The following is a 24556-nucleotide window of genomic DNA, read 5'->3' on the forward strand; positions in this document are numbered from 1 at the left end:
ACCGATGCCCCGTCCCGCCGTCCTCCCCGTCGCTGCCGTCGCCCTCGCGGTGGTGGTGGCGATGCTGGCCACGGTCGCGACCGCACCCGACGCCGAGGCCAGGCGTGCCCCCGACGACGTGATCACCAAGACGATCTCGCTGTCGTGGCAGGGCAAGACCAACAAGAGCAACTACACCTCCTCGGGGCGCATCCCCGGGATCGGGCAGCTCAAGCTGGTCTGCAAGCCCAAGAACACGATGCTCAAGATCAAGCCCGACGACCGGAACCGCGAGACCACGATGTGGCTGGCGAAGTACGAGAAGAAGAACGACAACGACGTCGTGGCGGTCAAGAACGTCCGGGTCTACCGCTACGACACCGCCGACGACGACGGCACCGGGGGGACCGGCAAGGCGGCCCACGAGGGCCTCAACCAGCTCACCCCGATCGAGACGTTCGCCAGCGGGTACGCCGAGGGCGTCATCAGCACGCGCACCGGCCGCCACCTGCCCGGCGGCGCGCAGGACGCGGTGCCGGCGACGTCGATCAAGTTCAGCTGGTGGTGGGAGAACTTCCGCGAGCCGCGGCGCTTCCGGTCCTGCTCGATGAAGGCCGAGCTGGCCACCGACCCGACCCAGTCGACGATGTTGACCTGGCACGGCGACCAGGACTCCGAGGGACGCACGGTCGTGACCTCCGACCTGTCGCCGCTCGGGACGCTGGAGCTGACCTGCCAGACCGGTCGGCGCAGCATCCAGTGGCTCCGACTGATCACCGACGACCCCCACGCCTCGATGCGCGCCCGCACCATCACCGCCGAGGGCCTCATCGACGACCACGTCGAGGAGGACTACATGGAGGCCGCCGGTGGCTACGTCGGCCCGCTCGACATGCCCGAGAACGGCATGATGGAGCTCAACCTGACCGCCCACGGCCAGACCGTGAACATGTTCCTGTCGTCGTACTTCATCACCAACGACGACGAGAACCCCCACCTCAACCTCTGCGAGGTCGCAGCCGCACCCTTCTAGGCCGAGACGTCACTCGCGCACGGTCGAGACGTCACTCGCGCACGGCCCCCACGTGGGGCGTACGGCGGTGCGCGGGACGAGGTCGAGGGGCTCGGCCTCGACCGGGGTCGGTGCGGTGCCGCCGAGGTGGGCGGGGTGCCAACGGGCCCGCTCCCCCGGCCGCGGGGCGTGGTGCGGCATCGTCTGCAGACCTTCGAGCAGGTGGGTCATCCGCTGGCCGAGGGCGTGGGTGACCTGCACGAGGTCGGCGTCCGGGGCCACCGTGAACGGCTCCCCGAACGCCACGTCCACCCGGACACCACGGTGCAGCGACAGCCCGGCCCGCTCGTCGAGGTGACGGCGCAGGGGCCAGAGCCGCTGGTGCCCCCAGACCGCGACGGGGACGACGGGGACCCCGCTCTCCCGGGCCAGCGCCGCGACCCCGGGCATCAGGGCCCGGATCGTGTAGCTGTGCGAGACGCCCGCCTCGGGGAAGACGCACACCGGCTCACCCTCGGCCAGCAGGCGGCGCGCGGCGAGGTAGGCGGCAGCCGGGGCCTCGCGGTCCACGGGCACGTGGCGCATCGACCGCATCGCCGTCCCGACGACGGGCACCTCCCACATGTCGTGGCGGCACAGGAACCGGATCCTGCGCCCTCGCGACAGCCCCGCCTCACCGACGAAGACGAAGTCGGGGAAGGAGGCGTGGTTGCTGGCCAGCAGCACCGGCCCCGAGCGCGGCAGGTGGTGCTCGTCGTGCCAGTCCCGGCGCACCTCCAGCCCGCGCAGCACCACCCGACCGAGCAGGGTCGTCGTGGCGTACCAGCCCTCCCGGCTCACCGACGCCCTCGACGCGGCACTCAGCTGAACGGCGGTCGGGAGTCGACCGCCAGGGAGCGGCGGCCGGCCCAGCGCCACACGCGCGCGGCGCGGTCGCGGTCCTCCTCGGTCACCAGGTTGCCCATCCAACGCAGCGCGAGCGTCATCAGCAGGTCCGAGCGCATCCCGGCCGGGCCGAAGCGGGGCAGCACCCACGGCACGGTGACCAGCCCGGCCAGTCGCCGGGCGATGGAGAACGCCTCGCCGTAGTGCTCGCGCAGGATCGCCGGCCAGGCGGTGCTCATGCCTGCGGCGTCCGGCCCGAGCCCGGCGATCAGGTCGGCCACCATCCGCCCGGTCTCCAGGCCGTAGTCGATGCCCTCGCCGTTGAGCGGGTTGACGCAGCCGGCCGCGTCGCCGATGAGCGCCCAGTTGGCGCCGGCGACGTTGGAGACGGCTCCGCCCATCGGCAGCAGCGCCGAGGTGGGCATCCGCAGGTCGCCGGAGAGACCGAACTCGTCGCGACGCTGGTCGGCGTAGAACTGCATGAGCGGCTTGATGGCGATGTCGGCGGGCCGCTTGGCGGTGGCGAGGGTGCCGACGCCGAGGTTCACCTCACCCGTGCCCAGCGGGAAGATCCAGCCGTAGCCCGAGAGCACCGCGCCCTTCTCGTCCCGCAGCTCCAGGTGCGAGCTGATCCACGGGTCGTCGGTCATCGTCGAGGCGACGTAGGAGCGGCCGGCGACGCCGTAGACGGTGTCGCGGTGCCACTCGCGCCCCAGCACCTTGCCCAGTGGGGAGCGCACGCCGTCGGCGACGACGAGCCGTCGGCACGCGATCTCGAAGCGCTGCGCGCCTGTACGTCCTCCCTCGCCGCGTCGCTCGAAGACGACCGCCGCGACGCGAGCACCGTCCCAGCGCACGTCGACGGCGCGGGCGTCCTCGACGCCGATCGCGCCGGCCTTGAGCGCGGTCGTGCGCAGGTGGTCGTCGAGCTCGGTGCGGGCCACCGCACTCCCCCACGACGGCAGCGAGCCGCCGGGCCAGGGCAGGTGCAGCACCTGCCCGAAGCCGTGCGCGCGCAGACCCTGGTTGACGGTGTGCGCCCGCAGCCAGTCCTCGAGCCCGAGCCGGGACAGCTCGTGGACCGCGCGCGGGGTCAGGCCGTCCCCGCAGGTCTTGTCCCGCGGGTACGTCGCCGCGTCGGCCAGCACGACGTCCAGCCCCGCCCGCGCCAGCCAGGCGGCCGCCGCGGATCCGGCGGGTCCGGCGCCCACGACCAGGACGTCGGTCTCGGTGGGAAGAGTCGCGCTGCTCACGAGGTGATCCTCTCAGGCGGGTGGGAACCGTCGTGTGGTGGTCGGTCATCCGCTGGTCGAGGAGAGCTGGTGAGTCTGTGGTCCGACTAGATCTCGACACACCAAGACCCCGCCGGCGCAAGCGCCGGCGGGGTCTTGGCTCGCTCGATCTGGTTCCCGGTTACCAGAGCTAGCGCTCCGCGCTAGCTCTGGTAGGAACCAAAGTCGAAGTCGTCGAGGGCGACGGCCTGGCCACCGCTCCCGCCGAACTCGTAGTCGTAGGAGTCGTAACCGGTGACGGAGTACGCCGCGGCGCGGGCCTCCTCGGTCGGCTCCACCCGGATGTTGCGGTACCGCTCGAGGCCGGTACCCGCCGGGATCAGCTTTCCGATGATCACGTTCTCCTTCAGACCGCGCAGCGAGTCGCTGCGGCCGTTGATGGCCGCGTCGGTGAGCACGCGGGTGGTCTCCTGGAAGGAGGCCGCCGAGAGCCACGACTCGGTCGCCAGCGAGGCCTTGGTGATGCCCATCAGCTCGGGACGGCCCGCCGCGGGCTTGCCGCCCTCGGAGACGACCCGACGGTTCTCCTCCTCGAACCGCACGCGGTCGACGAGGTCGGAGGGCAGCAGGTTGGTGTCGCCCGACTCCAGCACCGTGATCCGGCGCAGCATCTGCCGCACGATGATCTCGATGTGCTTGTTGTGGATCGACACACCCTGCGAGCGGTAGACCGCCTGGATCTCCTTGACCAGGTGCTCCTGGGCCCGGCGGACACCGAGGATGCGGAGCACCTCCTTCGGGTCGGGGGTACCGCTGGTGAGCTGGTCGCCCACGTTGATGTGGTCCCCGTCGGCGACCGAGAGGCGGGTACGCCGGCTGACGGCGTACTCGATGACCTCGGACCCGTCGTCGGGGGTGACCAGGACCTTGCGGGCCTTGTCGGTCTCCTCGATCTCGACGCGACCGGCGACCTCCGAGATGGGCGAGAGGCCCTTGGGGGTGCGGGCCTCGAAGACCTCGACCACGCGGGGCAGACCCTGGGTGATGTCGTCGGCGGAGGCCACACCACCGGTGTGGAAGGTACGCATGGTCAGCTGCGTGCCGGGCTCACCGATGGACTGGGCGGCGATGATGCCGACGGCCTCACCGATGTCGACCAGCTTGCCGGTGGCCAGCGAGCGGCCGTAGCACTTGGCACAGGTGCCGGTGCGGGCCTCGCAGGTCAGGACCGAGCGGATCTTGACCGAGTCGACGCCGGCGGCGATCAGCTCGCCGATCTTGACGTCGCCGAGGTCCTCGCCGGCGGCGGCCAGGACCTCGCCGGTCTCCGGGTGGACGACCTCGGTGGCGGCGGTGGTGGCGTAGACCGACGTCTCGACGTCGTCCGTGGCGACCAGGGTGCCGTCCTCGGTGCGGGTGCCGATCGTGCGGGGCAGGCCGCGCTCGGTGCCGCAGTCCTCCTCGCGGATGATGACGTCCTGCGAGACGTCGACCAGACGACGGGTGAGGTAGCCCGAGTCGGCGGTACGCAGGGCGGTGTCGGCCAGACCCTTGCGAGCACCGTGGGTGGAGATGAAGTACTCCAGGACCGAGAGGCCCTCACGGAAGTTCGCCTTGATCGGGCGCGGGATGATCTCGCCCTTCGGGTTGGCCACCAGACCACGCATGGCGCCGACCTGACGGATCTGGTTCATGTTTCCGGAGGCACCCGAGTGCACCATCATGTAGATGGGGTTGGTCGGGTCGAAGGCCTTCTCCATCGCGTCACCGACGCGGCGGCTGGCCTCGGTCCAGATCTCCACGAGCTCCTGACGGCGCTCGTCGTCGGTCATCAGGCCGCGCTCGAAGTCCTTCTGGACCTTCGCGGCCTGCTTCTCGTAGGACTCCAGGATCTGGAGCTTGTCGGCCGGCGTGGTGACGTCGTCGATGGAGACGGTGACACCGGAGAAGGTGGCCCACCGGAAGCCGGCGTCCTTGAGGGCGTCCAGCGACGCGGCAACGACGACCTTGGTGTAGCGCTCGGCCAGGTCGTTGACGATCTGACCCAGGCGCTTCTTGCCGACCTCGCCGTTCTCGAACGGGTAGTCCGCCGGGAGGGTGTCGTTGAACAGGATCCGGCCCAGGGTGGTGTCGAGGGTGATCGCCCGCGACTCCTCCCAGTCCGCGCCGAGCTCGAGGTCCAGCGGCGGCACGATGTCGTCGAGGCGGACCTTGATCCGGCTCTGGAGGGTGATCTCCTGGCGGTCGAAGGCCATGATGGCCTCGGCCGGCGAGGAGAACACGCGGCCCTCGCCGGGCTCGCCGGCGCGGTCGCTGGTCAGCCAGAACAGGCCGATGATCATGTCCTGCGAGGGCATGGTCACCGGGCGGCCGTCGGACGGCTTGAGGATGTTGTTGGTCGACAGCATCAGCACGCGGGCCTCGGCCTGGGCCTCGGCGGACAGCGGCAGGTGCACGGCCATCTGGTCACCGTCGAAGTCGGCGTTGAACGCGCCGCAGACGAGCGGGTGGATCTGGATGGCCTTGCCCTCGATCAGCTGCGGCTCGAAGGCCTGGATGCCGAGGCGGTGCAGGGTGGGCGCACGGTTGAGCAGCACGGGGTGCTCGGTGATGACCTCCTCCAGGACGTCCCACACGACCGGGCGGGCCCGCTCAACCATCCGCTTGGCGGACTTGATGTTCTGCGCGTGCGACAGGTCGACGAGGCGCTTCATCACGAACGGCTTGAACAGCTCCAGCGCCATCTGCTTGGGCAGACCGCACTGGTGCAGCTTCAGCTGCGGACCCGACACGATGACCGAGCGGCCCGAGTAGTCCACGCGCTTGCCGAGCAGGTTCTGGCGGAAGCGACCCTGCTTGCCCTTGAGCATGTCCGAGAGCGACTTCAGCGGCCGGTTGCCCGGGCCGGTGACGGGGCGACCACGGCGACCGTTGTCGAACAGCGAGTCGACGGCCTCCTGGAGCATCCGCTTCTCGTTGTTGACGATGATCTCGGGCGCACCGAGGTCGAGCAGCCGCTTGAGGCGGTTGTTGCGGTTGATGACGCGGCGGTACAGGTCGTTGAGGTCGGAGGTCGCGAAGCGGCCACCGTCGAGCTGCACCATCGGACGCAGGTCCGGCGGGATGACCGGGACGGCGTCGAGCACCATGCCCTGCGGCTTGTTGCCGGTCTTGCGGAAGGCGTCGACGACCTTGAGGCGCTTCAGCGCCCGGACCTTCTTCTGGCCCTTGCCGGTGGCGATGGTCTCGCGCAGGTTCTCGACCTCGGCGGCGATGTCGAAGCTCTCGAGGCGCTTCTGGATCGCCGTGGCGCCCATGTGGCCCTCGAAGTACTTGCCGAACCAGTTCTTCATCTCCCGGTACAGCATCTCGTCGCCCATGAGGTCCTGGACCTTGAGGTTCTTGAAGGTGTCCCAGACCTCGTCGAGGCGGTCGATCTCGCGCTGCGCACGGTCGCGCAGCTGCTTCATCTCGCGCTCGGCGCCGTCCTTGACCTTGCGACGCTGGTCGGCCTTGGCACCCTCGGCCTCCAGGGCCGCGAGGTCCTCCTCCAGCTTCTGCTGGCGGTCGGCCAGGGACTGGTCGCGACGCTTCTCCAGGCGCTCGCGCTCCAGGCCGACCTTGCCCTCGAGGGAGGAGAGGTCGTTGTGGCGGGCGTCCTCGTCGACGTGGGTGATCATGTACGCCGCGAAGTAGATGACCTTCTCGAGGTCCTTCGGGGCGAGGTCGAGCAGGTAGCCCAGGCGGCTGGGCACGCCCTTGAAGTACCAGATGTGGGTCACGGGAGCGGCGAGCTCGATGTGGCCCATGCGCTCGCGGCGGACCTTCGAGCGGGTCACCTCGACGCCGCAGCGCTCGCAGATGATGCCCTTGAAGCGCACGCGCTTGTACTTGCCGCAGTAGCACTCCCAGTCCCGGGTGGGACCGAAGATCTTCTCGCAGAAGAGGCCGTCACGCTCGGGCTTGAGCGTGCGGTAGTTGATGGTCTCCGGCTTCTTGACCTCGCCGTGGCTCCAGCCGCGGATCTCGTCCGCGGTGGCCAGGCCGATCTGAAGCTGGTCGAAGAAGTTCACGTCGAGCACGGTGGCTGCAACCCTTCGGTAGTTCTAGAAAAAGTGAAGTAAGGGGGCGGAGGGGCGCCGCCGGCGGTCGAGGAGGTTGCTCTGCAACCGTCTCGAGACCCCCGACGGCGCCGGGCTCACACCTCTTCGACCGAGCTGGGCTCGCGGCGGGACAGGTCGATGCCGAGCTCCTCGGCGGCGCGGAAGACGTCCTCCTCCGCGTCACGCAGCTCGATGCTGCTGCCGTCCTGGGAGAGGACCTCCACGTTCAGGCACAGCGACTGCATCTCCTTGACGAGCACCTTGAACGACTCGGGGATGCCCGAGTCGGGGATGTTCTCGCCCTTCACGATGGCCTCGTAGACCTTGACGCGTCCGGGGACGTCGTCGGACTTGATCGTCAGCAGCTCCTGCAGGGCGTAGGCGGCGCCGTAGGCCTCCATCGCCCAGACCTCCATCTCACCGAACCGCTGGCCACCGAACTGGGCCTTACCGCCCAGCGGCTGCTGCGTGATCATCGAGTAGGGGCCGGTGCTGCGGGCGTGGATCTTGTCGTCCACGAGGTGGTGCAGCTTGAGGATGTACATGTAGCCGACCGAGACCGGGTCCGGGAACGGCTCGCCGGAGCGCCCGTCGAACAGGCTGGCCTTGCCGGTCTCGTCGATCATCCGCACGCCGTCGCGGTTGGGGATCGTCGAGCCGAGCAGACCGGTGATCTCGTCCTCGCGCGCACCGTCGAAGACCGGGGTCGCGACCCGGCTGTTCGGCTCGGCCTTGTCGGCGTGGATCTTGATCAGGCGCTGCTTCCAGTCGGCGCTGTCGGCGTCACCGGAGAGGTTGAGGTCCCACCCCTGCTTGGCCAGCCAGCCCAGGTGCAGCTCGAGGATCTGGCCGATGTTCATCCGTCGCGGGACACCCAGCGGGTTCAGGATCACGTCGACCGGGGTGCCGTCCTCCATGAACGGCATGTCCTCGATCGGCAGGATCTTGGCGATGACGCCCTTGTTGCCGTGGCGGCCGGCCAGCTTGTCGCCGACCGAGATCTTCCGCTTCTGGGCGACGTAGACGCGCACCAGCTGGTTGACGCCCGGGGGCAGCTCGTCGCCGTCCTCGCGGTCGAAGACCCGGACGCCGATGACGGTGCCGGACTCGCCGTGCGGGACCTTCATCGAGGTGTCGCGGACCTCGCGCGCCTTCTCACCGAAGATCGCGCGCAGCAGGCGCTCCTCCGGGGTCAGCTCGGTCTCGCCCTTGGGCGTGACCTTGCCGACGAGGATGTCACCGGTGGTGACCTCGGCGCCGATGCGGATGATGCCGCGCTCGTCGAGGTCGGCCAGGCCCTCCTCGGAGACGTTCGGGATGTCCCGGGTGATCTCCTCGGGGCCGAGCTTGGTGTCGCGGGCGTCGACCTCGTGCTCCTCGATGTGGATCGAGGTGAGGACGTCCTCCTGCACCAGGCGCTGGCTGAGGATGATCGCGTCCTCGTAGTTGTGACCCTGCCAGGGCATGAACGCCACGAGGAGGTTCGTGCCCAGCGCCATCTCGGCGTCGTCGGTGCACGGACCGTCGGCGATCGGCGTACCGACCTCGACCCGGTCACCCTCGCTGACCAGCGGACGCTGGTTGATGCAGGTGCCCTGGTTGGAGCGCTTGAACTTCGAGAGGCGGTAGGAGGAGTAGGTGCCGTCGTCGTTCATCGTCTCGACGAGGTCGGCGGACACCTCCTTCACCACGCCGGCGGCGTCGGCGACGACCACGTCACCGGCGTCGACGGCCGCGCGGTACTCGATGCCGGTGCCGACCAGGGGGCTGTCGCTCTTGATGAGCGGGACCGCCTGGCGCTGCATGTTGGCACCCATGAGCGCGCGGTTGGCGTCGTCGTGCTCGAGGAAGGGGATCAGCGCCGTCGCGACCGACACCATCTGGCGCGGCGAGACGTCCATGTAGTCGACCTCGCCGGCGAGGAGCTCGGAGACCTCGCCGTCGCGCTGGCGCACCAGCACCCGCTCGTTGACGAACTTGCCCTGCTCGTCGAGCGCGGCGTTGGCCTGCGCGATGACGTAGCGGTCCTCGTCGTCGGCGGTGAGGTAGTCGACCTTGTCGGTGACCTGGCCGTTCTCGACCTTGCGGTAGGGCGTCTCCACGAAGCCGAACGGGTTGATCCGGCCGTAGGAGGCCAGCGAGCCGATCAGACCGATGTTGGGACCCTCAGGGGTCTCGATCGGGCACATGCGGCCGTAGTGCGACGGGTGGACGTCACGGACCTCCATGCCGGCGCGGTCGCGGGAGAGACCACCCGGGCCGAGCGCGGAGAGGCGCCGCTTGTGCGTCAGACCGGCGATCGGGTTGGTCTGGTCCATGAACTGGCTGAGCTGGGAGGTCCCGAAGAACTCCTTCAGCGCCGCCACCACGGGGCGGATGTTGATCAGCGACTGCGGCGTGATCGCCTCGACGTCCTGGGTCGTCATCCGCTCGCGGACCACACGCTCCATGCGGGCCAGACCGGTGCGCAGCTGGTTCTGGATCAGCTCGCCCACGGTCCGCATGCGGCGGTTGCCGAAGTGGTCGATGTCGTCGGCGGCGATGTCGAGGGTGCCCTGGGGCGCCTCGACCTGGGTGCGGCCGTCGTGCAGCGCGACGATGTACTTGATCGCGGCGACGACGTCGTCCACGGTCAGCGTCTGCTGGTCGAACGCCTCGGTCAGGCCGAGCTTCTTGTTGATCTTGTAGCGGCCGACCTTGGCCAGGTCGTAGCGCTTGGGGTTGAAGTAGTAGTTGTTCAGCAGCGTCTGCGCCGCCTCGCGCGTCGGCGGCTCGCCCGGACGCAGCTTGCGGTAGATGTCGAGCAGCGCGTCGTCCTGGCCCTGGGTGTGGTCCTTCTCCAGGGTCAGCATCATCGACTCGTACTCGCCGAACTCCTCGCGGATCTGCTCGTTGGTCCAGCCGAGGGCCTTGAGCAGCACCGTGACGTTCTGCTTGCGCTTGCGGTCCAGGCGCACGCCGACCATGTCGCGCTTGTCGATCTCGAACTCCAGCCACGCGCCACGGCTCGGGATGAGCTTGGCGGTGTAGATGTCCTTGTCCGAGGTCTTGTCGGCCGAGCGCTCGAAGTAGACGCCCGGGCTGCGGACCAGCTGGGAGACGACGACGCGCTCGGTGCCGTTGATGACGAAGGTGCCCTTGGGGGTCATGAGCGGGAAGTCGCCCATGAAGACCGTCTGGCCCTTGATCTCACCGGTGTCGTTGTTGGTGAACTCCGCGGAGACGTAGAGCGGAGCGGAGTAGGTGAAGTCCTTCTCCTTGCACTCGTCGACGGTGTACTTGGGGTCGTAGAAGACCGGGTTCTCGAACGAGAGCGACATGGTCTCGGAGAAGTCCTCGATCGGGGAGATCTCCTCGAAGATCTCCTGGAGACCGGACTTCTCGGAGACGTCCTCACCCTCGGAACGACGACGCTCGACGACGGCGTTCCACTTGTCGTTGCCGACGAGCCAGTCGAAGCTGTCGGTCTGGAGGGAGAGGAGCTGGGGAACCTCGAGAGGTTCGGCGATCTTCGCGAACGAGATGCGGCGGTGGCCGGAGGTGTTGAGCGGAGTGGAGGCAGGCGCAGCCAAGAGGGATCCTTCGACGGGTCAGCTCATCGATGGCGCGAGCCCCCCACAAGTCAGCCACCGGACAGGCTGAAGAGCATTTGAGGGCAGGCGCAAAGCGCCACCTTACACACTCGTCGGGCGCGCCACAAGAACGGCGTCCACTCGGATCGAACGTCTCGATGAGTGTGGGGCGTCGCGGGCCCGAGGTCAAGCACCTCGCAGGCGCGGCTGTGGACCGCGCCCCGCTCTCACTCCTGGATCGGCGTGGTCTGCAGGCCGTCCACGAGCCACTGGCCGTCGACCCTCGCCATGGTCACCGTGACCTGGTCCTTGTAGACGATCGGCTCGCTGACCTGCTTGTTCGTGGTCGGCCGGTCGACGAAGAGGAGCACGTCGACCCGGTCCCTGCCGGTGCGCACGACGGCGGAGTCGACCACCTGGGCACCGACGACCGTCTGGGTGCCGGGGGCGTTGTCCTCGATGAGGCTGAACAACGGGTCGTACTTGTCGTCCTGGTAGGCCGCGGTCATGTACGACCGGGCGGCCGCGGCGTCCTCGTCGAGGCGGCGGTAGTCGTAGGAGAGCACCGGCACGATCGCACGCACGGCCGCGGCGCGGGCCTGCTCGGCCGACTCCTCGACCAGCACCCCGCCCTTGTCGCTGACCGGCTCCGGGGCGCGGACCGCGGCCACGACGGCCACCGTCAGTGCCAGCCCGGCGAGCACCGCGAGGACCACGAGCGCCCAGGCCGGCACCACCGGGAGTCGCCGGCCGAGGGCGCGACCGCTGTCCTCGACGTCCGCGGAGGTGCCCTCGACCGGCGCCGGGGTCGTCGCGACCACCGGGTCGACGGCGGCGACAGGGGCGACCGGGTCGACCCGGTCCCCCGCCGGGGCAGAGCCGGCCGGGGCGACCGGGCCGTCCAGCCCGGCGTCGTACGCCGACCGCGAGGCGGGGTCCAGCAGCACCTCGGCCGCCTGGTTGTAGGAGCGGAAGCGTCGGTCGGAGGGGTCGAGGTCGGCGATGGCGGCACGCCAGGCCGACCGGATCTCCTCGGACGAGGCGTCCTGGTCGACCCCGAGGAGGTCGTACCAGCTCGGTCCGGCGCTCACTGCTCGTCCTCCGTGGGCTCGGGGCTCGCGCTTTCCGGACCGGCCCCTTCGGAACCGGAGCCGTCGGGCTCGGTGCCCGGCTCGGGAGGGCGCCGTAGACCTCGCACGCCCGGCCGAGCTCGGCCTGGGCGACGGTCAGCTCGGCGGTCCCGACCTGCTGCTCGAAGTCCGCGCGGAAGGCGGGCGTGATCAGCTCGCCCACCCGCTCGCGATAGTCGGGCATGGTGCCGTCGTCGGAGAGGTCCTCGGGCCCGTAGGTGTTGACCCGCAGCATGAACTGGGTCGCCACCGAGAGCACCGCCTCGCGCTCGGCGGCCACGGCGTTCTCACCGGAGAGCAGCGCGCCCACCCGGCCGGGCAGACCGCCGCTGGCCGCCGACGTGCGGGAGGCCAGCAGGAGCCCGGTGGTGACCAGGGAGCCGATCAGCACCAGCACGAGCACGACCGCCAGCACCAGCCGGAAGCCCGGCGAGGTGGAGCTGCGGTCGTGGGACCCGTGCTGCTGATCGGCGTCCTCGCCGCTCACCGGCTCGACGTCAGGGGCTGGAGGAACAGCCACTTCCAGGACTCCTTCCCCAGGGTGCGCGGCGCCACGCTACCCGGGGAGGTCAAGGAACCAGGCACGCGGTCGCCCCAGGTGAGGGTCTCCGACTCGGGGTCGTAGGAGGCCACGACCTCGGAGTCGTAGTCGGCCGGAGCACGGAAGCGGTCGTAGATGTTCTGCGCACCGCGGGCGTTGCTCACCGCGGGAGGCTCGTCGCAGCGGGCCTCCTCGTTCATCGGCCGGTTCTCGCCGTTCTGCGGCGGACGGGTGTCGGTGCTCTGGTAGCCGTCGTGGCAGATCGGGTTCGTGGTGATGATCAGGCCGAAGTGGGCGTCGTAGAGACCGGTGTCCGGCGACTTGGAGACGACGGTGAAGCCGCCCTCGACGACGTAGGGGTAGATCACCAGGATCTGCTCGAGACCGTCGAGGCGACGGGTCACGATCTCCCCGGTGGTGATCAGGTTGTTGATCAGGCTGCCGAGCTCGACCTCGTTGTCGTCGATGAAGCGACGCAGCGCGACCGCAGCGCCCGAGCCGTTGTCGAGGAGCGTGTTGATCTCCGGGTCGGCGTCGGCCAGCGCCCCGGTGAACAGGGAGAGGTTGCGGGCGAACGAGCGGATCGCGCTCTCGGAGGCGATCTGGCCGTTCAGGACGGTGTTGCCGTCCCGGATCAGCGCCGTGGTGGTGTCGAAGTTGTCGTTGGCGGCGTTGATGAAGTCGTTGCCGGTGTCGATGATCTGCTGCAGCTCCTCGCCGGTGCCGGCGAACGCAGCACCGAGCTCGGTGACCGTGGTCTTCAGGGCCTTGCGGTCCACGGAGCCGACGGTGGTGGCCAGGTTGGAGAGCAGCTGCTCGACCTGGATGGGGGTCCGGGTGTCGGCCATCGCGATCTCGGAGCCGTCGGCGAGATAGGGCTCGTCGTTGGACTTGGGCTGGAGCTCGACGTACTGCTCACCGACGGCGGACTTGTTGCCGACCAGCGCCAGCGTCGCCGCGGGGATCGAGTCGTGCTGGTTGTCGATCGCCAGCTCGACGTCGACGCCCTCCTCGGTGAGGACCAGCCGGTCGACCTTCCCGATCTGCACGCCGCGGTAGGTCACCTCGGCGCCGGCGAAGATGCCGCCGGAGGAGCCGAAGTGCGCGGTGACGGTGTAGGCGCTGTCGTAGAACAGCCGGTCGAGCTTGGCGTAGCGGGCTCCGACGAAGCTGCAGCCGACCAGCGTGATGACCACGAAGACGAGCAGCTGGATCTTGGTACGGCGCGTGATCACGAGACCACCATCCCCGGGATCATCAGGCCGACCAGGTCGGCGTCGTAGAGCGCGGCGAGCTCGGAGACCTGGGGCCCCGTGGGCTCCGCTCCCCCGCCGGGAGCGGTGCGCGGCAGGCCCTGGCCACCGCTGGTGCCACCGAACAGGTCACCGAGGATCGGCAGCTCGATGCCGCCCAGGCCCGGGAGGTCCGGGAGCCCGGGCAGGTTGCTGAGCAGCGAGCAGACCACGACCTCCTCGTTCTTGGGCTTGGCGCACTCCTCGCGCAGCTGCAGGAGCAGCTCGACGCTGCCGAGCACCTTCTGGCACGAGTTGGAGGTGAGGTCGGCACTGGCCAGGCAGTTGAGGACCGCTCCGACGACCGCGGTGGGCTCCAGCTCGGTCGGCAGCAGGGTCGGCAGGCTGGTGGGCACACCGGTGATGCCGAGGGAGAGGTCGACCTCGAGCTCGACGGAGAGGTTGGTGTAGTCGCCCATGTGCAGGTTGCGGGCGACCTGCGGGTCGCGGCCGACCACCTCGTCGACGAAGGGGTAGGTCAGGGCGACGTTGACGGACTTCACGAAGGCGTCACCGGAGTTCGCGAGCTCGGTCAGCACGGGCTGGAGCTGGCGGATGGTCTCGATGGTCGTGTCCTTGGACTGCTCGATGACCCGGACGCCCACGTCGCCGAGCTCGTTGAGCGACTGCAGCATCGTGACGAGGTCCTCGCGCTGACGGTCCAGCGAGCGCAGGGCGCTCGGCAGCTCGTCGAGGGCGTCGTCGATGGTGCCCTGCTGCTGGCGCACCGAGATGGCCAGCTGGTTGAGCCGCTCGATGGCGTCGACGATGTCGGCCTTGTTGTCATCGAGGGTCTCGGTGAACACGTCGAGCTGGCGCAGCACCGACCGCGCGGAGTCCTCGCGGCCCTCGAGGGCGTTGTTGAGCTCGGAGGCGATCGTCTTCAGCTGCGCGACACCGCCGCCGTTGAGGACCAGCGACAGCGCGCCGAGCACCTCCTCGACCTCGGGGTTGCGGCCGGTCTGCTCGAGCTGGATGAGGTCGCCGTCGCCGAGCCGTTCGGCGTTGCCACCGTCGGCGGGGGCGTCGAGCTCGACGAACTTCTCGCCGAGCAGCGAGGTCTGCCGCAGGCGGGCCACCGCGTCGTCGGGGAGGTCCACGTCGTTCTGCAGCTCCATGGTGACCAGGGCGGTGTAGCCGTCGAGGTCGACGTCGGTGACCGTGCCGACGGTGATGTCGTTGATCTTCACCGTCGACTTGGGCACCAGGTCGAGCACGTCGGCGAACATCGCGGTCACCGTGATCGGGTCGTCCCCGGTGTCGGGGCCACCGGGCAGCGGCAGCGAGTAGACGTCGAACTCGCAGGCCGAGAGGGTCAGCGAGGCCGCGAGCAGGCCGAGGGCCAGGCGCGTGCGGCGCAGCGTCGTACGGCGCATCAGCGGGTCACCTCCACGAGGCCGCCCAGCGTGGGGTCGGCCACCTGGGGCGCCACGGTCCGAGCGCCGGTGCCGGTGGATGTGCGGGGCGCGGTGGCCTGGATCAGGTCGCACAGCGCTCCGGTCGGGTCGACGGAGTTGACGACGGTGCACAGCAGCAGGCCCGGGTCGTTGACCAGCTGGTTCTCGATGTTGCCGATGTTGGTGTTGGCGTCGAGCGTGCCGGCCTGGGGGTTGTAGGTGAGCGCGAGGTTGTTGAGCGCCAGCGGCGCGACCGCGAGCACCTCCTCGAGGTTCACGCGCTGCTTGACCAGCACCTTGGCCACCCGGTTGAGCTTGGTGATGTCACGGCCCAGGACGTCCTGGTTGGTCTCGACGAAGTCCTTGACCTGGCCCAGGGCGGTGCCGAGGTTGTCCAGCGAAGCGACCAGCTCCTGGCGCTCGCCGGCGAGCAGCTCGCTGACGTCGGAGAGCGAGGTGTTGAACTGCCGCACCGTGGTGTCGTTCTCGGCCAGCGTGCTGACGAAGGCCTGCACCTCGGTCAGGGAGGAGAAGAGCTCCTCCTTGTTGTCGTCGAGGGTGGCGCTGAGGTCCCCGAAGTCGGAGATCGTCTGGTTGAACCGGGCTCCCTGGCCACCGAAGTTGTCGGCGGTGACCTCGAGCAGGTCGGTCAGTGCACCGTTCTCGTTGGCGCCGTTGGGACCCAGCGCGACGTTGAGGTGGTCGAGGCTCTCGTAGATGTCGTCGAGCTCCAGCGGGGTGGCGGTGCGGTCGACGCCGATCACCTCGCCGCTGGCCAGCACCTCTCCCCCGGTGTAGGCCGGGGTGAGCTGGATGAAGCGGTCGCCCACGATCGACGGCGCGATGATGACGGCCTTCGCGTCCGCAGGGATCTGCACCTCCGGGTCGTAGCTCATGGTCACCACGACCTCGGTGCCCGAGGGGGTGACCGTGTCGACGGTGCCCACCGGGACGCCGAGGACGCGCACGTCGGAGCCCTCGTAGACCGAGACGGTCCGCGGGAAGCTGGCGGTGAGCGTCTTGCGCTCCTCCTCGCCGAAGAGCGTGAACGCGGCGACGACGACGAGGGCGAGCAGGACCACCGGGACCACGAGGCGGCCCAGGACGCTGGACACGGCGCTCATCCGATCCCACCTCCGTTGGTCAGGTCGGGCAGCGGGGCCAGCGGGAAGTTCTGGATGTAGGTGTCGAACCAGGGTCCGCTGCCCAGGGTGTTGGCGAAGACCCGGTAGAAGGGCGCCATCAGCCGGATGCTGTCGTCGATGTTGTCCTCGTTCTTGTTGAGCACGTCGAGGACCTCCTCGAGGCTCTCCAGCGCCGGCTTGAGGTCAGCGCGGGTGTCGCGCACCAGGGCGGTCAGCTCCTGGGAGAGCTGCGTGGTCGACACCAGGAGCCGGTGCACGGCGTCGCGGCGCGCGACCAGGGCCCGGAAGAGGACGTCGGAGTCCTCCATCAGCTCGATGATGTCCTGGTCACGGTCGTCGAGGACGGTCGAGACGCGACGCAGGTTCTTCAGCAGCGAGTTGATCTCGTCGTTCTTGGCCGCGACGTTGGACGACAGCGCCGAGACACCCTCCAGCGCCCCCTGGAACTCCTCCGGGGTGTTGCGCGAGAGGTCGGCCAGCGTGGTCAGGGACTGCGCCAGCTGGTCGGTGTTGATGTCGCCGGCGGTGTCGGCCAGGCCCTCGAATGCCTGGACGACGTCGTAGGGGGAGCTGGTCCGCTCCACCGGGATCGTGGTGCCCTCGGCCATCTGGCCGGAGCCGGCGGGCTCGATGGCGAGGAACATGTCGCCGAGCAGCGTCTTGACCTTCAGGTCGGCGCGCGAGGTCGGGCCGAACTGGGAGTCGGTCTTGATGCGGAACCCGACGTGGACCTTGTCACCGTCGAGCTCGATGCTCTCGACGGCGCCCACGCGGACACCGGCGATGCGGACCTCGTCGCCGACCTTGATGCCGCCGGCCTCGGAGAAGTTGGCGTAGTAGGTGTCGCCGCCGCCGATCAGCGGGAGGTCCTGGGCCCGGAAGGCCGCGACCAGCGCGATCGCGAGGACCGCGATGCTGATGGCACCCACGACGACGGGGTTGCGCTCACGGAAGGGCTTCATCCGAGGTCACACCTCGCTCCACCCACGTTGTAGTCGACCGGGATCGAGCTGCCGCCGGGCAGGCGGACGCGGCCCTGGAAGTGGCAGAGGTAGAAGTTGAAGTAGGAGCCGTAGATCGCGGTGCGGCCCACCTTCTCCAGCTTGATCGGAAGCACCTGCAGCGCACGGTCGAGCTCACCCTTGTTGCGGTTGACGTTGTCGGCGAAGCGGCGCAGCTGCAAGATGTCGTTGGTGAACGGCTTGCGGATGCCGGTGACCAGCGACGCGGTCTCCTCCGAGAGCGCCGAGATCTGCTCGAGGGAGTCCAGGATGGGCTTGCGGTCCTGCTTGAGGCCCTTGACCAGCTGCTTGAAGCTGATGATCAGGTCGCTGAGCTCGCTGTCGCGGTCGGCGATCCGGTCCAGCACGTCGTCGAGGTTCACGATCAGGTCGGTGATGACCTCGTCGCGGTCGGCGAGCGTCTTGGTCACCGAGGCCGTGTGCCCCAGCAGGCTCTCCAGCGTCCCGCCCTCGCCCTGGAAGACCTGGACGATCTCGAAGGACAACTGGTTGATGTCGTCGGGCGAGAGTGCCTGGAACAGCGGCTTGAAGCCGTTGAAGAGCACCGTCAGGTCCAGGGCCGGGCTGGTGTTGCGGACGTCGATGACGGCGTCCTCCTCCAGCGGCGTGGTGTCGCCCACCTGCTGGCTCAGCGAGATGTAGCGCTGGCCGACGAGGTTGCGGAACCGCAGCTGCGCGATCGTGCCGCGTGGCAGCCGCACCGCGTCCTGCACGGTGAACTCGACGCCGGCGACCCGGTTGTCGTGCACGCGCACGTCGGTGACGGTGCCGACCTTCACGCCGGCCACCCGGACGTCGTCGCCCTTGACCACGCCGGTCGCGTCGACGAACTCGGCCTTGTAGGGCTTGGAGGCCCCGAAGGTCAGGTTGCCGACCATGACGACCAACAGGCCGGTGGCCAGGGTCGTGACCACGATGAAGACCAGGAGCTTGACGAGGTCGGCCGAGGTCTTGGCGTCGAGGAGCTTCATCGCATGCTCACCTCCGCCCCACGGGCCATCGGGCCGATCAGGAGCGGGCCGAGGTCAGAGACGTCCGCGGAGCTGACGCCCAGGCCCGGCGCGAGCAGCTCCTTGAGGAAGGAGGACTCGTTCGCGGTGCCGGTCCAGCCCTCGCTGCTGCGGAACCACGGACCGGGGGCCACGCGCGAGGTGCCCTTGCCGGTCGGCTCGTCCACGCCGTCGTCGAAGTTCGGTTGCGCACGCACGGGGTTGTCCTGGTTCCAGGGCGGGTTGGGCAGGTTCAGGCAGGTGGGGCCGCGGTCCTCGCCGTAGCGGGGCTTGTCGTTGACGTTGTAGCCGCGCGGCTGGTTGGGCAGCGTCTCCAGCACGATGTGGAGGGTGAAGTTGCGGAAGGCCTCGGCCTGCAGCTTGCCGGCGTTGACGATGCCCTTGGTCAGGCAGGAGAACTCCGGGGCGTACTTGGCCAGCATGGTCACCTGCGGCTTGCTGACCTCGCCGAGGCGGATCAGGTTGTCGCCGTTGGTGCGCAGGAAGTCCTCGGCGCTCCCGGAGAACGCCGACACGTCGTTGAACAGGGCGTTGAGGGTGTCCTCGCGGTCCTCGAGCGTGCCCAGCGTGGTGATCTGGTCGCGCAGGATCTGCCCCACCTCGGGCAGCACGTCGGCGTAGATGTCGGAGACCTCGGCGGTGAGGCGGAGGTCCTCGACCAGCGCGGGCAGCTGCGGGTTGAACCGCTTGAGGTAGCGGTCGACCGTCTCGAGGTTGTCGCCGAGCTGGTCGCCGCGGCCCTCGAGCGCCGTCGCCAGCGCGTTGAGCGTCATGTTGAGCTCGGCCGGCTGCACGGTCCGCAGCAGCGGGTAGAGGTCGTTGAGGACGGCCTCGACCTCGGTGGCGGTCTTGGTCTGGTCGATGACGTCGCCGGCCTGCATCGACTCCGAGGCCGGGGCCTCGGGGATCACCAGGGAGACGTACTTCTCGCCGAACAGGGTCTTGGGCACGATCTGGCCGGTGACGTTGGCCGGGACCTGGTCGATCTCCTCGGGGTAGATGCCCAGGGTCACCTCGGCGCCGTCGGCGACCGGCTCGTAGTCGAGCACCTCGCCGATGATCACGCCGCGGATCTTCACGTCGCCGCGGGTCGGCAGCTGCAGGCCGAGGGTCGAGGACTGCAGCGTCACCTCGTCGTACTCGGCGAACTTCTTGGTGAACACGGCATAGGTCAGCCACACGCCGCTGAGGAGCAGCGCGAGGAAGACGATCCCGAGGAGCTTGAACTGCTTCAACATCGGCCTAGCCCGCCAGTCTCACGGTCGTGGTGGTGCCCCAGATCGCCATCGACAAGAACAGGTCGATGACGTTCACGGCCACGATGGACGTCCGCACCGCGCGGCCCACGGCCACGCCCACGCCGGCCGGGCCGCCGGAGGCGGTGTAGCCGTAGTAGCAGTGGATCAGGATGACGGTGACGGCGAAGACCAGCACCTTGCCGAAGGACCACAGCACGTCGCCGGGCGGCAGGAACTGGTTGAAGTAGTGGTCGTAGGTGCCCGCGGACTGGCCGTAGAACTGGATGACCGTCAGGCGGGTCGCGAAGTAGGAGGACAGCAGCCCCACGACGTAGAGCGGGATGATCGCGATGAGGCCGCCCACGATGCGCGTGGAGACGAGGTACTGCATCGACGGGATCGCCATGACCTCGACGGCGTCGATCTCCTCGGAGATCCGCATCGCGCCGAGCTGGGCGGTGAAGCCGCAGCCCACGGTCGCGGCGAGCGCGATGCCGGCCACCAGCGGCGCGATCTCGCGGGTGTTGAAGTACGCCGAGACGAAGCCGGCGAAGGGCGCGGTGCCGATCTGGTCGAGGGCGGCGTAGCCGGACAACCCGACCTGGGCACCGGTGAAGAACGTCATGGAGACGATGACGCCGACGGTGCCGCCGATCACGGCCAGGGATCCGGAGCCGAGGGTGACCTCGGCGAGGATCCGCATGACCTCCTTCTGGTAGCGCACGGCCGCGGCCGGCGCGGCCACCAGGGCACGGATGTAGAAGGCCAGCTGCTGGCCCAGGTCGTCGAGGGACGAGAGGGGCTTGGTGTAGACCGCTTTGAGGTTCGCCATGGGATCAGCCCGTCTTCGGGGGCACGACCTGGAGGTAGATCGCGCTGATGACGAAGTTGACGATGAAGAGCAGGACGAACGTGATGACGACGGACTCGTTCACCGCGTCACCCACGCCCTTGGGACCACCTGCGGCGTTCATGCCCTTGTAGGCGGCGACCACGGCGGCGATGAGACCGAAGATGGTCGCCTTGACCAGGCCGACCCACAGGTCGGGCAGCTGGGCCAGAGCGGTGAAGCTGGCGATGTAGGCGCCTGGTGTGCCGTCCTGGAGGACGACGTTGAAGACGTAGCCGCCGGCGACGCCGACGACGGAGACCAGGCCGTTGAGGAAGACGGCGACGAGCATGGCGGCGAGCACGCGGGGCACGACGAGGCGCTGGATCGGGTCGATGCCCAGCACCATCATGGCGTCGAGCTCCTCGCGGATCTTGCGGGCGCCGAGGTCGGCGGCGATCGCCGAGCCACCGGCGCCGGCGATCAGCAGTGCCGTCGCGATCGGTGCGGCCTGCTGGACCACCGCCAGCACCGAGGCCGAGCCCGTGAAGGACTGGGCACCGAACTGCTTGATCAGGCCACCGACCTGCAGCGCGATCACCGCGCCGAAGGGGATCGCCACGAGGGCGGTCGGGATGATGGTCACCGACGCGATGAACCAGGCCTGCTGGATGAACTCGCGCAGCTGGAAGGGTCGTCGGAACAGGGCCCGTCCCACGTCGAGGCCGAAGGCGAAGAGCTTGCCTGCGGCCCCGACCGGGGCGAGCGCCCTGGTCGCGGTCATGGACGCCACGTGTGTCTCGTACCCCTCAGGCGCCCGTGGTCATGGTCATGTTCTCCTCGAACGAGCCCGGCGGGGGCGTCACGCCGTTCTCCCGGCACCAGGCACCCGGCTCACGCTGGGACCGGCGCGGGATGCCGTTGGAGGGCTCGAGCTGCATCGGGATCGGCGGCAGCGGGGGCAGCTCCTGGTCCGCCTCGGCGGCCAGCTCGTCGGCGTCCTTCTCCTCCGACATGCCGATGGGGCCGACCCGCTGGGCGTTGAGGAACTGCCGCACCACGGGCTCCTCGGAGGACAGGAGCATCTCGCGCGGACCGAACATCGCCAGGTGCTTGTGGTAGAGCAGGCCGATGTTGTCGGGCACCGTGCGCGCGGTGTTGATGTCGTGGGTGACGATGAGGAACGTCGCATCGATCTGGGCGTTCAGGTCGACGATGAGCTGGTTGAGGAACGCCGTGCGCACCGGGTCCAGACCGGAGTCCGGCTCGTCGAAGAGGACGATCTCGGGGTCGAGCACCAGCGCGCGGGCCAGGCCGGCGCGCTTGCGCATGCCGCCGGAGATCTCACCGGGCAGCTTGTCCTCGGCGCCGAGCAGACCGACGAGGTCCATCTTCTCCATCACGATGGAGCGGATCTCGGACTCGGACTTCTTGGTGTGCTCGCGCAGCGGGAAGGCGACGTTGTCGTAGAGGTTCATCGAGCCGAACATCGCGCCGTCCTGGAACAGCACGCCGAACAGCTTGCGGATCTCGTAGAGCTCCTTCTCCGAGCAGGATGCGATGTCGGTGCCCTCGATGATGATCGAGCCCTGGTCGGGCTTGAGCAGCCCGATCAGCGTCTTCAGGAACACCGACTTGCCGGTGCCGGAGGGACCCAGCATCACGCAGATCTCGCCGGCGGGGACGGTCAGCGTCACGTCCCCCCAGATCAGCTGCTTCCCGAAGGACTTGGTCAGGTTCTCGACCTTGATCTCCACGCCCATGTACGTGCTCCCCTTCGTTCTGCGGCTGCAGGCAGCACCTGCCCCACCGGGGGAGGTGACCACACTCACGAGTAACAACGCCGTTACCGCCGCGAGGTTACGTCACTTTGTCACCCACGTCACTCCGACGCCGACGATCGAGACAGGACCGGGACGCGGAACCACCCATCCCCTGCCGGGCACGGTCCGATTCCTCAGCGAGCACGGCGAAGCCGCCCTTCACCTGCGCAAATGCCGGACGGCCCCGTCCCCACGAGGGGAACGGGGCCGTTGGCGCGACCGGGGGCGGCACAGGCCGCCGTCCGGTCAGGGGGTCACTTGACGGTGACGGTGGCGCCGGCGCCCTCCAGGGCCTCCTTGGCCTTGTCAGCAGCGTCCTTGGCGACCTTCTCCAGGACCGGCTTCGGGGCGGCCTCGACCAGCTCCTTGGCCTCCTTCAGACCGAGCGAGGTCAGGGCGCGCACCTCCTTGATGACGTTGATCTTCTTGTCACCAGCGGCCTCGAGGATGACGTCGAACTCGTCCTGCTCGGCGGCGGCGGCCTCGCCACCACCGGCACCGCCGGCGGCGGGAGCGGCGGCCACGGCGACCGGGGCGGCGGCGGTGACGCCGAAGGTGTCCTCGAACTGCTTCACGAACTCGGAGAGCTCGATGAGGGTCATCTCCTTGAACGCGTCGAGGAGCTCGTCAGTGCTCAGCTTCGCCATGATGGCGTTCCTTCCGTTGGTGGCCGCGACGTCTCGGTCGTCGGCCGGGTTTCAGGTGGTGGTGTGCCGGGGTCGGAGCCTGGTGGCTCAGGCCTCGGCGGTGTCGCCCTCGTCAGAGGCCTCGGCGGCGGCCGGGGCCTCGTCGGCGGGGGCCTCGGCCGCGGTGTCCTCCGCGGCGGGGGCCTCCTCGGCGGCGACGGGCGTGCCCGCACCACCTGCGAGGATCGAGGGGTCCTGCTCGGCCTTGGCCTGCAGCGCACCCGCGAGGCGGGCGGCCTGGGCGATCGGCGCGTTGAGCAGGTAGACGGCCTGGCTGAGCGACGCGAGCATCGCGCCGGCCAGCTTGCCCAACAGCACCTCACGGGACTCGAGGTCCGCCAGCTTGGCGATCTCGGCCGCGTCGAGGGGCTGGCCGTCGAGGACGCCACCCTTGATCACGAGGGTGGGGTTGGCCTTGGCAAAGTCACGCAGGCCCTTGGCGGCCTCGACCACGTCGCCGTTGATGAAGGCGATAGCGGTGGGGCCGGTCAGCAGCTCGTCGAAGCCGGAGATCCCGACCTCGTCGGCGGCCAGCTTGGCCAGCGTGTTCTTGACCACGGCGTACGAAGCGTTCTCGCCGAGGGAGCGACGGAGGTCCTGCAGCTCCTTCACGGTGAGACCGCGGTACTCGGTCAGCACGGCACCTGCGGAGGCGTTGAACGACTCAACGATCTCCGCGACGGCCGCCTGCTTGTCTGCCCGCGCCATGGGTCTCCTCACTTCTGCTGGAGAGACCGCGGGCACCCGTGGAATGACGAACGCCCCGAGCGCAGGCGCTCAGGGCGTGGACCGGCGGAACCGGCTTGCTCTGCTCACCTGCGCAGGTCGCCCGCTCTCGCGGGGCCTTCGGACCGACTGCCTGGGCAGCCGGACGACCGGCGGTCTCTGGTTACGAGAAGTAACGATAGGTGTTACCCACAAACGCGCCAAATCGGGCAGGGTCGAGGACGTGACGAGCACCGGCTGGGCCGAGGCCCAGAGCATCGACGACGTCCTGGACCGGATGGAGACCATCTCATCAGCGCTGCCCGCCGAGGACGGCGTGGCCACGTTCAACCGGATGTACCACCAGGTCACCCGCCTCGTGGACGTGGCCATCGACCAGGGCCGCTTCGGCGCCGGGCCCTTCCTCGGGCGGCTCGACGTCCACTTCGCCAACCTGTTCTTCGAGGCCTACGCCGCGGACCTCGACGGCCGCGAGGTCAACGACGCGTGGGCGCCGCTGTTCGACAACCGCCGCAAGCCGCGCACCCACCCGATCCAATTCGCGCTGGCCGGCATGAACGCCCACATCTGCCACGACCTGCCCTCCGCGGTCGTGCTGACCTGCCGCGAGCTCGGCGTCGACCCGGTCGACGACAGCCCCGAGCACGTCGACTTCTCCACCACCAACCACGTGCTGGAGGAGGCGGCCGACGAGATCAAGGGCTGGTTCTCCAACGGTGTCGTGGCGCGCCTCGACGAGATCGGGGGCCGCCTCGACGACGGGTTCGCGATGTTCGGCATCCACGTCGCCCGAGCCGGCGCCTGGCAGGTCGCGCAGATGCTCTGGGACCTCGCCGACAACCCGCGGCTGGACGCGATGTTCCGCGGCAACCTCGGCCGCGGGGTCGGCCTGGCCAGCCGGGGCATCCTCATCTGAGCCCGCCCTGGTGCCGGT

19 protein-coding genes are annotated in these 24556 nt (G+C 69.1%); 3 read left to right on the forward strand and 16 right to left on the reverse strand.

Annotated features, from left to right (window positions below):
• The first annotated feature begins 4 nt into the window (after positions 1–4).
• Entirely contained in the window at positions 5–1012 is a 1008-nt protein-coding gene (locus A6R01_RS08030) for a hypothetical protein (protein WP_292604946.1), read from the forward strand.
• 9 nt (positions 1013–1021) lie between these two features.
• On the opposite strand, the gene A6R01_RS08035 is transcribed toward A6R01_RS08030, so the two are convergent.
• The 5 genes from A6R01_RS08035 to A6R01_RS08055 form a co-directional block, all read right to left on the reverse strand.
• Positions 1022–1831 carry a 1-acyl-sn-glycerol-3-phosphate acyltransferase gene (locus A6R01_RS08035; protein ID WP_292604947.1) on the reverse strand — a complete coding sequence of 270 codons (810 nt, stop codon included), beginning with the start codon at positions 1829–1831 and terminating at the stop codon, positions 1022–1024.
• 20 nt (positions 1832–1851) lie between these two features.
• A complete protein-coding gene (locus tag A6R01_RS08040; RefSeq protein ID WP_292604948.1) occupies positions 1852–3129 on the reverse strand; it encodes a geranylgeranyl reductase family protein in 1278 nt (425 codons plus the stop codon).
• 182 nt (positions 3130–3311) lie between these two features.
• Positions 3312–7190, reverse strand: a complete 3879-nt coding sequence (locus tag A6R01_RS08045; RefSeq protein ID WP_292604949.1) for a DNA-directed RNA polymerase subunit beta' — start codon at positions 7188–7190, stop codon at positions 3312–3314.
• A gap of 116 nt (positions 7191–7306) precedes the next feature.
• Positions 7307–10783, reverse strand: coding sequence for a DNA-directed RNA polymerase subunit beta (gene rpoB, locus A6R01_RS08050; RefSeq protein ID WP_292604950.1), 3477 nt, complete (start codon positions 10781–10783; stop codon positions 7307–7309).
• Positions 10784–11010: 227 nt separating this feature from the next.
• Positions 11011–11874, reverse strand: a complete 864-nt coding sequence (locus A6R01_RS08055; protein WP_292604951.1) for a DnaJ domain-containing protein — start codon at positions 11872–11874, stop codon at positions 11011–11013.
• 272 nt (positions 11875–12146) lie between these two features.
• Between A6R01_RS08055 and A6R01_RS08060 the strand changes: the two genes are divergently transcribed.
• Positions 12147–12380 (forward strand): hypothetical protein, encoded by a 234-nt coding sequence (locus tag A6R01_RS08060; RefSeq protein ID WP_292604952.1) that lies wholly within the window; start codon positions 12147–12149, stop codon positions 12378–12380.
• A 16-nt stretch (positions 12381–12396) separates the two neighbouring features.
• On the opposite strand, the gene A6R01_RS08065 is transcribed toward A6R01_RS08060, so the two are convergent.
• The 11 genes from A6R01_RS08065 to rplJ all read right to left on the reverse strand — a co-directional run bounded on the left by A6R01_RS08065 (position 12397) and on the right by rplJ (position 23604).
• Positions 12397–13689, reverse strand: a complete 1293-nt coding sequence (locus tag A6R01_RS08065; protein WP_292604953.1) for an MlaD family protein — start codon at positions 13687–13689, stop codon at positions 12397–12399.
• Complete coding sequence (locus A6R01_RS08070) at positions 13686–15122, reverse strand: MCE family protein (protein ID WP_292604954.1); 1437 nt, start codon at positions 15120–15122, stop codon at positions 13686–13688. The genes A6R01_RS08065 and A6R01_RS08070 overlap by 4 nt, the downstream gene beginning before the upstream one ends.
• Positions 15122–16267, reverse strand: a complete 1146-nt coding sequence (locus A6R01_RS08075) for an MCE family protein (protein ID WP_292604955.1) — start codon at positions 16265–16267, stop codon at positions 15122–15124. The genes A6R01_RS08070 and A6R01_RS08075 overlap by 1 nt, the downstream gene beginning before the upstream one ends.
• Positions 16264–17250 (reverse strand): MCE family protein, encoded by a 987-nt coding sequence (locus tag A6R01_RS08080; protein WP_292604956.1) that lies wholly within the window; start codon positions 17248–17250, stop codon positions 16264–16266. Before A6R01_RS08080 ends, A6R01_RS08075 begins: the two co-directional genes overlap by 4 nt.
• Positions 17247–18281 carry an MlaD family protein gene (locus tag A6R01_RS08085; RefSeq protein ID WP_292604957.1) on the reverse strand — a complete coding sequence of 345 codons (1035 nt, stop codon included), beginning with the start codon at positions 18279–18281 and terminating at the stop codon, positions 17247–17249. Before A6R01_RS08085 ends, A6R01_RS08080 begins: the two co-directional genes overlap by 4 nt.
• Positions 18278–19558, reverse strand: coding sequence for an MCE family protein (locus A6R01_RS08090; protein WP_292604958.1), 1281 nt, complete (start codon positions 19556–19558; stop codon positions 18278–18280). Before A6R01_RS08090 ends, A6R01_RS08085 begins: the two co-directional genes overlap by 4 nt.
• 4 nt (positions 19559–19562) lie before the next feature.
• Positions 19563–20390: an ABC transporter permease gene (locus A6R01_RS08095; RefSeq protein WP_292604959.1), complete on the reverse strand. Its 828-nt coding sequence runs from the start codon at positions 20388–20390 to the stop codon at positions 19563–19565.
• Between the two features lie 4 nt (positions 20391–20394).
• On the reverse strand, positions 20395–21171 hold the full coding sequence (locus tag A6R01_RS08100) for an ABC transporter permease (protein ID WP_292604998.1): 777 nt from the start codon (positions 21169–21171) through the stop codon (positions 20395–20397).
• A gap of 25 nt (positions 21172–21196) precedes the next feature.
• Positions 21197–22150: an ABC transporter ATP-binding protein gene (locus tag A6R01_RS08105; protein WP_292604960.1), complete on the reverse strand. Its 954-nt coding sequence runs from the start codon at positions 22148–22150 to the stop codon at positions 21197–21199.
• 314 nt (positions 22151–22464) lie between these two features.
• Positions 22465–22857, reverse strand: a complete 393-nt coding sequence (gene rplL / locus A6R01_RS08110; RefSeq protein WP_292604961.1) for a 50S ribosomal protein L7/L12 — start codon at positions 22855–22857, stop codon at positions 22465–22467.
• An 87-nt stretch (positions 22858–22944) separates the two neighbouring features.
• On the reverse strand, positions 22945–23604 hold the full coding sequence (gene rplJ / locus A6R01_RS08115) for a 50S ribosomal protein L10 (protein WP_179529851.1): 660 nt from the start codon (positions 23602–23604) through the stop codon (positions 22945–22947).
• A gap of 241 nt (positions 23605–23845) precedes the next feature.
• Here rplJ and A6R01_RS08120 point away from each other — a divergent pair, with 241 nt between their 5' ends.
• On the forward strand, positions 23846–24538 hold the full coding sequence (locus A6R01_RS08120; RefSeq protein WP_292604962.1) for a DUF5995 family protein: 693 nt from the start codon (positions 23846–23848) through the stop codon (positions 24536–24538).
• The last annotated feature ends 18 nt before the right edge of the window (positions 24539–24556 follow it).

The sequence above is a fragment of the Nocardioides sp. REDSEA-S30_B4 genome, assembly GCF_001627265.1.
In the GTDB taxonomy this organism is placed as follows: Bacteria; Actinomycetota; Actinomycetes; order Propionibacteriales; family Nocardioidaceae; genus Nocardioides.